The following is a 15,225-nucleotide window of genomic DNA, read 5'->3' as shown; positions in this document are numbered from 1 at the left end:
CCAATCGTAGAACCGGAACTCTAAAAAGCAAGCTTTAGTATTATTACAACTCGAAAAATAGTCTTACAATTATTTTCAAACCTGTATTACAGATAATACAACAACCGGAGGAGCTTTTGCATGCCGATTGTCGAATTGCATGTGATCAAGGGCTATAGCGCACAAGAAAAACAACGACTTGGCGTGGCGCTGACCAATGCAGTGCGATTCGTAGTGCCTGCCGCGCCAGAGCTTGTGACCGTCGTGATCCACGACATATCCGATCAAAACTACTATCGTGGCGGCAAGGTTCGGCAGCCCGCCCGGGCGAAAGACGACCCCGAACATATCGTGCGTGCGTTTCTATCCGATATGGGCGAAGGCGCGGTTGAAAGCGCGCGCAAAAGGCTAAGCCCGGACTTCGTGATGCAATTTCCCGGAACCGCGCCCATGCGTGATCTGGGGGATCTCGGAAACTGGGCAGCCACCCGGTATCGCCGCATCGCAAAAACCTACGACGGGTTCGACGCGATGCAAGGCGATGGCGACGCTGCGATCGTTTATTGCAGGGGTACGTTATCCGGTGAATGGACTGATGGTTCACCATTCGAAGGCATCCGCTTTATTGACCGGTTCGAGATACAGAACGATTTGATCACACGCCAGGATGTCTGGAACGATATCGCAGAAACAAGGGCGCAGGCATGAGCGAAATTGACCCTATCACCCTTTCTGTTCTTGCAGGCCGCATGGAGCAGATCGCCGACGAAATGGACGCTACCCTGTTTCGGGCGGCTTTCAACCCGATCATTGCCGAAGCGCATGACGCCAGTCATGGGCTTTATTCTGCGACGACAGGCGACACTCTGGTTCAGGGCAAATCCGGTTTGCCGATCTTTGTGGGGGTGATGTCCTTTGCGGTGAAAGCAGTGATCGAAAAGGCAGCCTCGGACGGGGATCTGGAAGACGGCGACATCTATATCTTCAACGATGCGCATATCGGCGGCACGCATTTGTCCGACATGCGTCTGGTGCGTCCCTATTTCCGCGATGGCACGTTGTTCTGCTATCTCGCGTCGGTTGGGCATTGGCATGATGTGGGCGGCGCTGTGCCTGGAAACTATAACCCTGCTGCGACCGAAGTTTTCCAGGAAGCCTTCGTTCTGCCGCCAGTAAAGCTGGCGCGCAAGGGCGAGATAAATCAGGACATTATCGACATTCTTCTACGGAATTCCCGCCTGCCTCAATCGGCGATGGGTGATTTGAACGGGCAACTGGGCGCTTTGGATCTTGGGGTCCGGAGAATGGACGAGCTGCTGGATGAATACGAGGCTGACACGGTTTCAACCGCACTTGCGGCGCTCAGCGATCGGGCCGAAGCTCTGATGCGATCCGAGTTGCAGGAACTGCCGGACGGCCGGTGGGAGACCGAGGATTTCCTCGATAATGACGGGATCACAGATGAGCCGCTTCGCATCAAACTGGCGCTTGAGATCAAGGACGATCAAATGGTGCTGGATTTCACGGGCTCATCCCCGCAATGCGCCGGGCCTGTAAACATTGCCCTGCCGACGACCGTTGCGACCGCCTATGTGGCAATCAAACACGTCTTCCCGGCGCTGCCTGCCAACGCCGGGGTAATGCGCCCCATCGACGTCATCGTGCCCGAAGACAGCCTGTTGTCGGCCAAGTTCCCTGCCCCGACAGGTGGATACACGGAAACTATTCTACGGATGATCGACGTGGTCTTCTCGGCCTTTGCCAACGCCGCACCTAATCGGGTTGTCGCCAATGCCTATGGGACAATCAATGCGCTTTCCATTGCTGGGAAACGCTCAAACGGACAGCCATGGGTGATGTTCAGCTTTTACGGAGGGGGACACGGCGGCTCGGTCGAAAGCGATGGGTTGAACCACGGCAACGCTCCGATCTCAACGGCGACGATCCCGCCGATGGAAATTCTAGAAGCCGCCTATCCGGTCATGTTCCGTCAATGGGCTTTGCGCCCTGAAAGTGCAGGTCCGGGCACCCATAGGGGCGGGCTTGGGGCCATCTATGAGATTGAAGTACTTGAAGAAAATGGCGCTCAGGCTTTTTTGTTTGGCGAACGCGGCAAGTTCGCCCCGAAGGGGATCGCCCAAGGCGGCGACGGGGCGATGAATGTCTTCACCTATGAACAGGACGATGGGTGGAAGGCACCGCCCCTGGTTTCAAAAATGAGAGGGATCGAATTGAAGCAAGGACAAGCGGTGCGCCTAGAGACACCCGGCGGCGGGGGTTATGGCGCTGCGGGTCGCCGTTCACCTGAAGCGATCGCTCGGGACGTGGCACGCGGGCATGTAAGCGCCGAACAGGCGGATCAGGACTATGGCCCCGCATGGCGCGAGGTGGCTCCATGAGCAGGCGTATGATCGGAGTGGACGTTGGCGGCACGTTCACGGATGTCTTTGTTCTGAACGAATCGGACGGCAGCGCAACCGTCGCCAAAGTTCCCACCACACGCCCGGATCAGTCGGGCGGGTTTCTCGATGGGATCGGGCGCGAGGTGGAAGACCTATCCGAGATCTCTGTTGTCGTACATGGCACCACAGCGGGCACGAATGCTCTGCTGGAACGCAAAGGGGCCAGAACGGGCGTTATCTGCACCGAGGGCTTGCGGGACGTGTTGGAGATGCGCCGCAGGGATCGGCCGCGCACTTGGGGGCTGCGCGGTGATTTCGAACCCGTTGTGGATCGTCGCGACCGTCTGGAGGTGCCGGAACGCACGCTTGCGGACGGCACCATTCGCACGCCAGTTGACTTGGACGCCGTGCGCAAAGCGGCAAAGCAATTGCTTGAACAAGGGTGCGAAGCTGTCGCGATCCTGTTCGCCAATGCCTATGCCAACCCAGATAACGAAGCCGCTGCTGTCGCGGCCACACGCGAAATCTGGCCAAATCCACATGTGTCGGCCTCGTCTGAAATCCTGCCGGAAATCCGTGAATTCGAACGATTTTCAACCACGGCGCTGAACGCCTATCTGCAACCCGAGGTTTCGGGCTATTTGACCCGCTTGGAAAACGCCCTGCGATCCGGCGGGTTCGATGGTGAGTTCATGATTGTGCAATCCAATGGTGGCGTCATGGGGGTCAACACCGCGTCCCGCCTTCCAGTGCGCACGGCGCTGTCTGGTCCCGCAGCCGGTGTGATTGCGTCAGGCTACATCGCGCAATCGGCGGGCTTTGACAACGTCATCACCGGGGACATGGGCGGCACCAGCTTTGATGTTTCGTTGATCTCACAAGGGCAGACGATGCTGTCGGCCCAGACCTCCATTGATTTCGGGATGGTTGTGCGCAACCCGATGATCGAAATAACGACCATCGGCGCGGGAGGCGGGTCGATAGCGTGGGTCGACAAGGGCGGATTACTGAACATCGGCCCTGAAAGCGCAGGATCAAATCCCGGCCCGGTCGCCTACGGCCTTGGTAATGATCGCCCGACGGTAACGGATGCCAATGTCGTGCTGGGTCGTATCGACCCGGACAACCCGATTGGTGGCAAACTGGAGAGGCTGGACGTAGAGGCCGCTGGCAAAGCCATTGATATCCACGTCGGCGAACCTTTGGGTTTGACGAGGCTTGAGGCGGCCGAGGCCATTTTGCGTGTTGCCAATTCACGTATGGCTGGGGCGATCCGGCTTGTAAGCATCGAGCGCGGCTTTGACCCCAAGCGTTTTGCCTTCATGCCGTTCGGCGGTGGCGGCGCGTTGCACGCCGGGGCAATGCTAGCCGAAGTGGGGATCGCCCGCGCCATCGTTCCGCGTTATCCCGGCGTCACTTCGGCACTGGGCTGCGTAATCGCGGATATGCGGCAAGACTTCGTGCAGACCATCAACACATTGGTCACGCAGTTGGATCAGGCTGCTTTGGGCGCTTTCATGCAAGAACACGTGGATCAGGGAATGGCGCTTCTTGATGCCTCACGGACGACGTTCGACAGGCGTGAGATTTCATTCGAGCTGGACATGGCCTATGTGGGTCAAACGCATACCGTACCGGTTCCGCTGACTGTGAAGATGACAGACGGCAAGGTGACTGCGCCCGGCAAAGCCGATGTCGAACAAGCCTTTGATACGGCTTATCACGCCACCTATGGAAGACTGCTGAAAAACGGTGTGCGACGCATCCTGAACCTGCGCAGCGCGGTTACGGGCAAGCGGCCGAAATTCGATCTTTCGTCCCTTGCACCGGCAACGGAAGGCAGCATTGCGCCCTCGTCGACGCGCAAAGTTCATTTTGGCAACGCCTGGCATGACACGGCCATTTATGATCGCTTGTCTTTACCGGTTGGCGCTGTAATCAAAGGGCCAGCCATTTTGACCCAACCGGATACGACCGTTCTGATCGAACCGGATTTTCAAGGACGCGTAGACTCCTTTGGCAACACGATCATCGAACCACTGGGGGAGGACTGAATGAGCGAACCAGAAACCTGGGACCCGCGCAAAACGGCGCTGCTGACCATCGACCTTCAGAACGACTTTATCCATCCTGAAGGTGCCTATGGCCGGGCAGGCCAGTCAGCACAAGAAATCGCGGCACTTCCCGAACGCATCGCCCCCTTGGCGCGAAAACTGCAAGCCGCTGGCGGGCGCTATTTTTCAGCGCAATTTACACTTGTGCCGGACCGCAACGGCGAGCCGTTGATTGCACCGCATCTGAAGAAGTTGCGCCCGTTCCTGACCAAAGGCGACTTTGCGCCGGGCGGATTTGGTCACAGTCTGGTCGATACCCTGCAACCTTGCGATTTCGTAATCGAAAAGGTTGCCTACTCGGCCTTCTACCAGACGCGGCTGGAATATCTGATGCGCGCTTTGGGCATCGAAAACCTGATCGTCGGGGGCATCGTGACCAATGGCGGCGTGGCCTCTACTCTTCGAGATGCCCATTTGCGGGATATCGACACCGTTATGCTGACAGATGGGTGCGCCGCATTTCGGCAAGAGGTTCACGATGCAACGCTCCTGTCGTTGGGCACTGTTACACACCAGCGAAGTTGCGATCACATGATGAACTGGCTGGAGGGAGCCAAATGAGCCTTAAGTCCCGCCTGAAAAACAAAGAAATTCTTGTCGCCCCCGGCGTGTATGACGGCTTGACCGCATCTCTGGCTGAAAAAGCTGGTTTCGAGGCGCTGTATCTAAGCGGTGCAGCCGTTGCCTACACGCGGTTGGGCCGCCCCGATATCGGACTGTCCACCGCGTCCGAGATGGCAGACACCATGACCCTGATCGCAGATCGGGTCTCTTTACCTGTTATCATCGACGCTGACACCGGCTTTGGTAACGCGCTGAATGCCCAGCGAACCATGCGCCTGTATGAACGCGCCGGCGCATCTGCCCTTCAAATCGAAGACCAGACCTATCCAAAACGCTGTGGGCATCTATCGGACAAGTCGCTTATCCCTGCGCAGGAAATGGCTGGAAAAATCGCAGCGATGGCCGACGCGCGCGCCAATAGTGACACCCTGATCATTGCCCGAACAGATGCCATCGCCGTCGAGGGATATCAGGCCGCCACCGACCGCGCGGAAATCTATCTGGAGGCTGGTGCAGATGTTCTGTTCCTCGAGGCCCCTCAAAGCCGCGAACAACTTACATCCATCGCCGATCAATTTGCCCCGCGCGTCCCCCTTTTGGCGAACATGGTCGAAGGCGGCGCGACCCCGATACTTGGCGCCAACGATCTTGAGGCACAGGGATATTCCATCGTCATTTTCCCCGGAGGGATTGTCCGAGCTTTGGCCAAAACCGCTCAGGCATACTATCAAAGTCTGGCTGTCAACGGCTCAAACAAGCCCTTTGCCCTGAACATGTTCGACTTCGGCGGTCTGAACGAAGTCATCGGAACTGCTGAGATGCTGGAAGCTGGGGCCCGCTATGATGACACCCAAGGTTGAGAGCGTTCCGCCGGACCGGTTCGATCTGACGACCGGCACGCTGATCATCGGCGCGGGGGCTTGTGGTCTGGTCGCCGCCCTGTCGGCATCGGAGACTGGACAGGACGTGCTGGTCATTGAGGCCGATCCAGTTCCAAGCGGTTCAACCGCGTTGTCCGCCGGGTTGATCCCGGCTGCGGGCACAAAGCTTCAACGGGCTGCAGGGATCACGGATGATGCCGGACTTTTTGCGCGTGATATCCAGACAAAGGCACATGGCGAAAACGAGCAGGCTCTGGTCGATCTGTTGGCCAGCAACGCCGCCGAAGTCATCGACTGGCTGTCTGAACGCCACGCCCTGCCCTTTTCGGTTGTCGCGGATTTCGACTATCCCGGTCACTCGCGCCGCCGGATGCACGGGCTGCCGTCACGGTCGGGCCAAGAACTGATCGACGCCCTGCGCAGCACTTGCGAGCGTGAAGGTTTAGACATCATATGCAATCGACGGGCGGTAACGCTGTATCGGGATCAAGACCGGATCTTGGGTGTTGCCGTGACTGGCCCGGACGAAACCGTTGAAACCATTGCATGTGATCGGCTTATTCTTGCCTGCAACGGTTTCGGTGGCAATCGCGCCTTAGTGTCCGCGCATATGCCCCAGATCGAAGAGGCGCTCTGGTTCGGGCACGGCGGCAACCGGGGCGAGGCTATCGTTTGGGGGGAAGGGCTTGGTGCAGGGCTTCTGAACTTAAGCGCCTATCAGGGTCACGGAAATGTCGCTCACCCTCATGGGATATTGATTACGTGGGCGGTGATCACCGAAGGCGGTGTACAGGTGAACCGCAATGGCCGCCGTTTCTGGAACGAAGCGCAGGGCTATTCGGAAGCCGCCCGTGCGGTTCTGGCGCAGCCCGGCGCAGAGGCTTTCGCCATTTTCGACGACCGTATCGCAGCGATTGCGCGCCAGTTCGAGGATTTCAAGCGCGCAGAAGATTCAGGGGCAATTCAATCCGCTGAATCCATCGAAGACCTGTCAAAAGCACTGGGTTTGCCGTCTGCGGCTTTGGAGCAAACCATTCACGACATTCCTGCCGGTCACACGGATGAATTTGGCAGGCCCTTTAACCAGCCGCCTTTAGCACCGCCTTACAAAGGCGTTCGCGTCACTGGCGCTTTGTTTCACACCCAAGGTGGATTGCGGGTCGATTCCTATGCACGTGTTCTCAAAGCTGACGGTACTAGATTCGCCAACCTCTACGCAGGCGGCGGCGCGGCTGTTGGCGTGTCTGGCAAAGGGGACAGCGGGTATCTTTCCGGAAATGGTTTGTTGGGTGCCGTTGTGCTAGGTCGAATTGCGGGCCGGATCGCTTAATATCAGGCTTTGCACCTGAATATTCCGATCATTTCTACCTGTAGGCAGGAATGCAGCCTCGTCGTGTTTCGGATTTGGAGGCAAAACTAAAACGCCAATTTGAATGACAGGCGAATTTACCTTTCAAAATAAGACGTTTCCGTTTCTTCCGTTTTCATCTGTTCTTGATGCAAGCTCATTCTAGGTGTTTTATCCACATGACGCTGGTCGTCATAATTTGCCAGTCGTCATAATAGTTACGCTATGTATCTTGAGCAAAACGGACCATTTGAACGACCCAGGAGATTTCAAAATGGAATTGATTACTGAACAGCTACGGGCATTTCCGATCATGGCGCTGTTTCTTTGTCTGGGTCTTGGATACGGTCTTGGAAAGTTTCGGGTTGGCAAATTCGAACTGGGTGGCATCGCCGGAACCCTTCTGGTGGCAGTTTTTGTGGGCCAGATCGGTGGCATCAACCTAAGTACCGACGTTCAGAACGTTTTCTTTTCGCTCTTTATTTTTATGGTTGGCTACAATGGCGGGCCTCAGTTTTTTGCGGCTCTGAACCGAACCGCCCTCACGAAACTTCTGGCCGCGTTTATGATGACGCTTTGGGGGCTGTTCTTTGTCATCGTCGTCGCCCGATTGGCTGGGTTGGACAAAGGCTTGGCCGCCGGGTTGGCCGCCGGGGGGCTGACCCAATCCGCAATCATTGGCACCGCAGGAAACGCGATAGACCTATTAGGGTTGGCCGCGGACGAGGCTGAAAAGCTGAAAACCAACATCGCCGTCGGGTATTCGGTGACTTACATCTTTGGCTCGATCGGCCCAATTTTGGCGGTAAGCGTTATTCCAATCATAATGCGCGTCAACCTGAGGCAAGAGGCAATCAAGCTTGCTCAGAAACTCAGCGGCGGGGGCCGCAAACTAGAAGAAGGCGAGTTTCTTCCGATGAACCGCTTCGATGCCCGCGCTTATCGAGTAAATGCGGATGCCTCGGTTTCCGGCCAATCGGTCAAGGCGATCGAAGGCGCCTATAACGGTGATCTGATCGTCGAAAAGCTGCTGCACGATGGGGTCCCGGTGGACCCGACCCCTGAAATAGTTGTGTCGGCAGGCGACGTTATTGTCGTATCTGGCCTGGTCACAACCCTGACCCAGTTCGAGGGCACCGCAAGCGGTGAGATTGGCGAATACCCGCCCGAACTAACCGTTGTCGAAGAACGCCGCAATGTCGTTGTCACCAATCGCAAGTTGGCGGGCAAGACTCTGACCGAAATCCGCGAAGCCCTAACCGTGGATCAACGCCGCGGTGTTCATATCTCAAAGATCACGCGGGTTGGTCACGACGTACCGGTTCTGCAAAACACCGTGATTCAAGCAGGCGACGAAATCAGCATTGTCGGCCACAAGGACGACCTTAACAGAGTGGCTAAAGAGGCTGGATATGTTCCCCCTTCGGCTTCGGCCACCAATTTCATCGCGTTGGGGATCGGTGTGGCGGTCGGCTATTTGATCGGTGAGATCAGTTTTGTCATTGCAGGGACAAAAGTCGCGCTTGGCTCGGGCCTCGGCTGTCTCGTGACCGGGCTGATCATCGGATATCTGCGTGTTCGACAACCCAAGATTGGCGGTATCAACCAAGGGGCTGCGAATTTTCTGCAGAGCTTTGGTTTGGCAGTTTTCGTCGGGGTCGTTGGTCTGAACGCTGGAAAACCCGCTTTGGAAGCGATTCAACAATATGGCGTCATACTGCTGTTGTTGGGTGTTGTCGTCACTCTGATGCCCATGATCGTTCAGTTCCCGATCAATTATTACTTCCTGCGGATCAAAAACCCGATCGAGGCCTGCGCTGTCGTGACAGGATCACGCTCGGGCAACCCCGGTTTTGCCACGCTGTTAGAAAAGGCCGGGAACTCGACCCCTACACCAGCATTCACCATGACCTATGCGGTTGCGAACATTTTCCTGACGCTATGGGGGCCGCTGGTCGTCGCGTTTGTGCCGTAGGTTACAAAGGCAGGATCACGATGTTTGACCCCCACAGGACCGGCATCGCCCTCGGACCATTACATCTCGGACTCATCTGGGGTTGGGTATGAAGACAAAACTCTAAACTGCAACGTCTTGGGCCATGCAATTACCACTCAACAGGGACAAACTGGGATAGTCGTGAAAATCCAACAAGCCCCGCTCGCGCGGCAAAAGCCGTAAATCACACAGTCTAAAAGAACTCTGTGCAGATCATCGCAGTTTGAGGAAATCACCAAGTGGCGGACCGAGGAGGATTCGAACCCCAGACCCCTTGATTCGTAGTCAGGCTTTGGGGCTTACATTGGGCTTCACAACGTTGCACAAAGTATCATTAAGCCTCTGAATTAACTTATATATTGTTTCATCCAGATGGACTACGTATCCTTGTCTTTGAGGCCACGGTGGCGACTCGGTGGCGACACATTCTGAGGTACCCCAAATGCCGACTGTGCGACTGACCCGCAAGACCATTGCCACTTTGCAAACAGCGGAAAAGCGCGTGGTGTTCTATGACGAAACGCTGAAGGGCTTTGGTCTGGCAGTGCGCCCCACTGGCTCGCGCAAGTGGATTGTAGAGTACCGGCCTGGCAATGGTGGACGCGGTGTTGCAAAGAGACGCTTAACGCTGGGTGATCCCGAGATGCTTACACCGGAAGCGGCACGCACGATGGCGAAGGACATTCTGGCGAAGGCACGGCTTGGTCAGGATGTGGCGGCCGAACGCTCGAACGAACGTGCGGCCGACACGGTGGCTGAAATAGCCAAAAAATGGATGGCAAACCATGTGGAAGCCAAGCGCAAGCCTAGTACGGTTGCACTGTATCGTGGAGTTCTCGACTGTCATATCCTCCCCGCCTTGGGGTCCAGAAAGGCCGTTTCGCTGACACGGCAGGACGTCTCCAAGATGCACCAACGCATTGCTGCAAAGGTTAAGGTCAAGGCCAAACCCCGAGCACGGCGTGGGGCGGCAATCAAGACTCGCGGCGGTCCCTACATTGCAAACCGTTGCTTAGCCGTCTTGAAGGCAATGTATTCATGGGCACTTGATATGGGACTGCTGCCGGAAGGTACCGCCAATCCTGCCAAACAGGTCGAGGCATTCAAAGAAAAAGGGCGCGAACGGTATCTTTCTGAAGCCGAAATGGGCAGGCTCGGCAAAGCATTGCGTCAGGCAGAAACCAGTGGCCTCGCATGGAAGGCGGACGAAACCAATCCCAACTCAAAACACCTACCCAAACCAGAGAACCGCTTCACGCGCTTCGACGTTTTTTCGGTTGCCGCAATTCGGCTGCTGCTTCTGACCGGTGCACGTTTGCGCGAGATTCTGCACCTCGAATGGCGGCACGTAGACTGGGAGCGTAGCCTCCTCCGACTCGAAGATTCCAAATCCGGAGCAAAACCAATTTTCTTGGGTAGTGCAGCTATGTCGGTTCTTGAAAGCTTGCCTCGGCGCGGGCGCTACGTAATAGCGTCCAGTTCGGCTGGTACGCCAGACGAAAAGCCCCGTGCAGACATAAACCGGTGCTGGTACGCGGTGCGTGCCGTTGCTGGGCTGTCGGACGTTCGGCTTCACGACCTGCGCCACAACGCGGCAGCCGTAGGCGCAGGTGCCGGTCTGTCCCTTCATCAAATTGGCGGACTCCTGGGGCACTCGCAGTCCAGCACCACACAACGGTACGCGCATTTGGCGTCCGATCCGATGCGCCGGGCCGCAGATCAAATCGGAAATACCATTGCATCAGCCCTTGGGCTCTGTGACGATAATTTGGTGTCCTATGATCATGAAAACTGCACATGAACAACGAAAAAACTGAACACCCTTTAGATGCAAACGATTCTGAGATTGAAACGCTCGAAGTCGAACTACCGCACTTAACAAGACACGAACGACTAGGAGTGTTTCAGCTTCGAGACTGGCTTCAGCGGCCGAATTGGTCGGCAACTGAAACCATGTTTCTGCTGGCGGGCATAGATCCGGAAGTGTCGATAAGTTTGGAACCGGGCGGTTGGTGGTTCCTTCCGGGCACACCGAGCCACGTCAATGAAATGGAGTTGAATGACCGCTTTGAACGACTGCGAGGGGTGGCGGTGCTCAGCGGAACAATTAAACCCAAAAATGCAGTCCGAGCGGCCGTTGAAGCCGGTATTGTGGTACCTTGGCTTGATATTGCTCTAGCGGACGAGATTTGCCGCCGGTTCTTTCCAACGGACTCAGCATACGGTGACACTAGGTCTGTACAAGCCCCTTTGATGGCCTCTGAAGTCGCCTCAATGGGTGGGAAAGCCAAATGGGATAGGAAACCAAATCCGGACCGAGAACTGTTTTACCCTCTCTTGCAGGAGGGCCTCAGTGCCGGAAAAACGGTGGCGGCAATCATAAAAGAGTTCGCGCATGAGTTCGATTATACCCCGCCTGATAGCACGATTTTCAATTGGGCGAAGAAAATTAAGTCCGAGGCTTCCTAGGTTAAACGGAACTGCATTTTGGTTTCCACCTACTTGCGCTTGGAATCTAATTACTTGCGTTTATTATGATAAATTCAAATTCTATGCATTTTGGTCCGAACTGATCAAAGTCCGGAGGCTAATATGCAAACCCAAAATATCCCTCTCTATATTGACACCGTGACGGCGGCGAAGGTCCTTGGATTGTCCCGTTCATTGCTCGAAAAGTTCCGTTTTCACAAGGACCCAGATGGCCCACCCTACGTGATCTTTGGGCGCTCAGCTGTTCGGTATCACGTTCCCAGCCTTTTAAAATGGGCAGAGGCCCGAACTGTAAACGCCGCGACGCAGGGTTGACGTAGATTCGGACTGCACAGCAGTACGTTCTACGCTCTCAGCCAAAGCCCCGTTCTAGCGAAAACTGACAACAATATTCGACGATGAACCCCTCGCCGCGACCATCGGCAAGGGGTCTTCGATTGCACCAAACGGAAGAAAGGTACGGTAAATTAATACCCCAAACAGCAATATTGAACAAGGCAACAATCTGCGACCTGCACTGGATAACCCGCTTGCGATCACGTTTTTCGCAAATCGCTATGCGCAACAGTCTGAAGAGGAAGAGGCAACACTGCGGCAGCTGGCGAAGCGCGTGTCCAGCGGCGAGTTTTGCGCTTCCAGCAAGAGCGCAATGGCCCATATCAAGCTCGGCCGCTTTTCTGGCGAGCGCACCGAGAAAAACGCGCTGCAAAGTAACGCGGCTCACATCGCTATCTCGGGCATCGAAGTCGACTACGATGCGGGCTTGATGAGCCTTGATGAAACCGAAAAGCTACTACGTAAGGTAAACGTTGCCGCCTTTCTATACACGTCGCCTTCGCATGACCCATTGAACAGAAAACACCGCTGGCGCGCCTTGTGCCCTTGCTCAAAGGAGTTGTCACCCTCCGGCCGCGCACAGCTGGTGGCCAGACTGAATGGGGCGTTGGGCGGTGTGCTTGCTAACGAGTCTTTTACCGCATCTCAATCTTTCACCTTTGGCTATGTATTCGGCAAAACCACACCGGACGTCCGGCTAATAGACGGCCGTTTTGTCGACCAGTGCGACGACCTCGATGCCAATGCCATAGGAAAGCGCGAGAAGAACTTGTCCGAGCCGATGGCAGCGGTAGACCTTTCCAACGACACCGGTCGTGTGAAGGCCGCAGCGGCGATGCTGCGGCAATCCGCTAAGCGACTGGCGGCCACAATCCAAGGGGAAAACCGCAACGGCGCGCTTGCCCGCGAGGCGTTTCTATTGAGAGGTCTGATCGCCAATAACCTGGTACAGCCAGACGACGTATTTGATGCCTTCCTACCCGCTTTGGAATCCAACGGCTACCTTGCCGCCTACGGCGGCGAAAAGGACGCCACGCGAATAATCACGACACAGCTGAAGCACGGGGCGCTGCGGCCGGTAGACCCTCTGCCCGATCTATCGCACATGCTGACCTTGGAGGACGTGCCCGAGGCGACAACAACGGGGCCCAAGAAAAGTAGTATGATTGATCCCGACGATTGGGACGATCTAATCGGCCTGGCTCCCCCGCCGGGAATGGTCGCACCAGATTGGGGCAGCCCGATCACCTTAGGAAACGGACAGCTGGTGAACAATTTAAGTAACACCATCCATATCTTGGGGCGGCATATAGATTCGATTGTGCCCGGGCTGCGCTTCAACAAACTGAATCACGAAATGGAATAGGAAGGCGGGAAGGTCGACGATGCCACATTGTCCCTAGCGCAAGTCGGGATCGAAACGGCCGGGCTGAACAAGGCAACGAAACAGAATGTCACAGATGCTTTAGGGGTAGTGGCTAGACGCTTCGCCTACCACCCAATTTTGGACTACCTTAACGGGCTTGAATGGGACGGCGGGCCTCGGATTGATGATTGGCTAATTCGGACCGTGGGAACCTCAGATACCCCCTACGCCCGGGCAGTTGGCCGCAAGATGTTGATTGCAATGGTTGCGAGGATGATAGAACCGGGCTGTAAGTTCGATCACATGGTGGTCTTCCATGGGGCACAGGACCAAGGAAAAAGCACGCTTGGCGAAATCCTCGCTGGGGAGGGCTATTTCAGCGATACACTGCCTTCGATCCATAACAAGGAGGAAGCGATGCGTCATCTGGTCGGGCTGTGGCTGGTTGAGATGGCGGAGTTGGCCCCAAGCCGCAAAACGGATCAAGAAGACCAAAAAGCGTTCCTGTCGGGCAAGATCGACCGTGTGCGCTTCCCATGGAGCAAATTCTATACAAACGTTCCACGCACGTGCATCTTTATCGGGACGTCCAATGATGATGAGTTCCTGCGCGACCCCACAGGGGGCCGGCGCTTCTGGCCAATTAAGGTTCCAGGGTTGATCGATATTCCGCAGCTGCGAACTGAGCGCGATCAGCTTTTTGCCGAAGCTGTGGCCGCCTTCAAGGGCGGCGAACCATGGTGGATGGATCGGGAGTTCGAGGTCGCACACGCCCGCCCGGTGCAGGACGTAGCCCGAGAGATCGACCCTTGGGTAGAAAAGATCCAGCGGTACGTAGATGATGACCGCGTCGACCGCTGCGTGATCCGCATGGGGGAAGTTTTCAGCGATGCTTTGGAGCTGAAGCCGGTAAACCAAACCATGGCAAATTCCAAGCGGGTTGGGGTCATCTTAAAATCAATGGGCTTCGAAAAGATCCACACGCGGAGCGGGAAAGTCTGGATGCGAGGGGCAAATGAACTGTTGTGACCCCTGCCGCGCCCCTCATACACCGCTGGAGGAGTCACGCAATCCTATTTTATATCATGCTGTTACACTATTGTGACCCTTGTGACCCCTAATATTAGGAAGGTTGATTGGGAGTGATCCCGAGAGGGTCTGAAAAGGTTGTTGAGAGTACCACGGAGAGATTTGCGATCTACGGGTCACAGGGTCACGAAGGCTACACTCCCCGGGTTGTCGATTCCCGTGGCCCCTCCTGCAGGGGAGGCTCCCCCATGTGGGTGGCAAGCAGTGGCGATGTAGGCGGGAAAGGTGCTTATGGGGGGGCTATGACCTAAGGAGAAACCTCGCTTGGGTCCCTCCGAGAAGAAAGCCGCCCCTTGGGGGGGGTGCGCGGAGCCCCGGCTTTCCGTAGTTTTTGGGGCATCCAGCGATAACAGACCTATTTCGATCTTCGTAGATTGTTCCAGCAACTCGTGCCAGCTAGCAATCAAAGATCCAACCCTAGGATTGCTTCCTAGGCTCTGGACTCATAGTCGGATGGAGCGTCCCACCAACGCAAGCCATTGCGAATTACATGGATGACGCCGCTGAGAAGCTTTCGGTCGTCTCCACGAGCAACCCCCCGTGGCTTTAGGAACATATGCTTGATGCGGTTGAGAAGCTCTTGGTCCGGCCAGAATAGATGCGACATGGACTATCCTCCTGACACCCTTGAAACACGAAGTTGTCGCCTTTGGAATCAAC

At 56.0% G+C, this 15,225-nt stretch carries 13 protein-coding genes; 12 read left to right on the top strand and 1 reads right to left on the bottom strand.

Going from position 1 to position 15,225, the window contains the following annotated elements; all coding sequences use genetic code 11:
* Window positions 1–120: 120 nt before the first annotated feature.
* The 12 genes from GOV87_RS06620 (at window position 121) to GOV87_RS06565 (ending at window position 14,505) form a co-directional block, all read left to right on the top strand.
* On the top strand, window positions 121–687 hold the full coding sequence (locus GOV87_RS06620) for a tautomerase family protein (RefSeq protein ID WP_171211228.1): 567 nt from the start codon (window positions 121–123) through the stop codon (window positions 685–687).
* Window positions 684–2,378, top strand: a complete 1,695-nt coding sequence (locus GOV87_RS06615; RefSeq protein WP_171211227.1) for a hydantoinase B/oxoprolinase family protein — start codon at window positions 684–686, stop codon at window positions 2,376–2,378. Before GOV87_RS06620 ends, GOV87_RS06615 begins: the two co-directional genes overlap by 4 nt.
* The gene (locus GOV87_RS06610) at window positions 2,375–4,435 is read left to right on the top strand and encodes a hydantoinase/oxoprolinase family protein (RefSeq protein WP_171211226.1); all 2,061 of its coding nucleotides are present in this window, start codon (window positions 2,375–2,377) and stop codon (window positions 4,433–4,435) included. The genes GOV87_RS06615 and GOV87_RS06610 overlap by 4 nt, the downstream gene beginning before the upstream one ends.
* Entirely contained in the window at window positions 4,436–5,056 is a 621-nt protein-coding gene (locus GOV87_RS06605) for a cysteine hydrolase family protein (RefSeq protein WP_171211225.1), read from the top strand. It begins immediately after the preceding gene.
* Window positions 5,053–5,919: an oxaloacetate decarboxylase gene (locus GOV87_RS06600; protein ID WP_171211224.1), complete on the top strand. Its 867-nt coding sequence runs from the start codon at window positions 5,053–5,055 to the stop codon at window positions 5,917–5,919. Before GOV87_RS06605 ends, GOV87_RS06600 begins: the two co-directional genes overlap by 4 nt.
* Window positions 5,900–7,270: an FAD-dependent oxidoreductase gene (locus tag GOV87_RS06595; protein ID WP_171211223.1), complete on the top strand. Its 1,371-nt coding sequence runs from the start codon at window positions 5,900–5,902 to the stop codon at window positions 7,268–7,270. Before GOV87_RS06600 ends, GOV87_RS06595 begins: the two co-directional genes overlap by 20 nt.
* A 292-nt stretch (window positions 7,271–7,562) precedes the next feature.
* Window positions 7,563–9,263, top strand: a complete 1,701-nt coding sequence (aspT, locus tag GOV87_RS06590) for an aspartate-alanine antiporter (RefSeq protein WP_171211222.1) — start codon at window positions 7,563–7,565, stop codon at window positions 9,261–9,263.
* Between the two features lie 463 nt (window positions 9,264–9,726).
* Window positions 9,727–11,085, top strand: a complete 1,359-nt coding sequence (locus GOV87_RS06585) for a site-specific integrase (protein WP_171211221.1) — start codon at window positions 9,727–9,729, stop codon at window positions 11,083–11,085.
* A complete protein-coding gene (locus GOV87_RS06580) occupies window positions 11,082–11,753 on the top strand; it encodes a hypothetical protein (protein ID WP_171211220.1) in 672 nt (223 codons plus the stop codon). The genes GOV87_RS06585 and GOV87_RS06580 overlap by 4 nt, the downstream gene beginning before the upstream one ends.
* A 123-nt stretch (window positions 11,754–11,876) precedes the next feature.
* Window positions 11,877–12,089: an AlpA family transcriptional regulator gene (locus tag GOV87_RS06575; RefSeq protein ID WP_171211219.1), complete on the top strand. Its 213-nt coding sequence runs from the start codon at window positions 11,877–11,879 to the stop codon at window positions 12,087–12,089.
* A gap of 334 nt (window positions 12,090–12,423) precedes the next feature.
* Window positions 12,424–13,476, top strand: a complete 1,053-nt coding sequence (locus GOV87_RS06570) for a hypothetical protein (RefSeq protein ID WP_171211218.1) — start codon at window positions 12,424–12,426, stop codon at window positions 13,474–13,476.
* 108 nt (window positions 13,477–13,584) lie between these two features.
* On the top strand, window positions 13,585–14,505 hold the full coding sequence (locus GOV87_RS06565) for a VapE domain-containing protein (protein WP_371813475.1): 921 nt from the start codon (window positions 13,585–13,587) through the stop codon (window positions 14,503–14,505).
* Between the two features lie 490 nt (window positions 14,506–14,995).
* Here GOV87_RS06565 and GOV87_RS06560 read toward each other — a convergent pair whose 3' ends face one another.
* Complete coding sequence (locus GOV87_RS06560) at window positions 14,996–15,172, bottom strand: hypothetical protein (RefSeq protein WP_170586705.1); 177 nt, start codon at window positions 15,170–15,172, stop codon at window positions 14,996–14,998.
* Window positions 15,173–15,225 lie beyond the last annotated feature (53 nt).

The sequence above is a fragment of the Ruegeria sp. HKCCA5426 genome (genome assembly GCF_013034585.1).
Taxonomy (GTDB): Bacteria; Pseudomonadota; Alphaproteobacteria; order Rhodobacterales; family Rhodobacteraceae; genus Ruegeria.
Note: the sequence above shows the minus strand (reverse complement) of the source record. Positions and strands in the feature narration are given on the sequence as shown.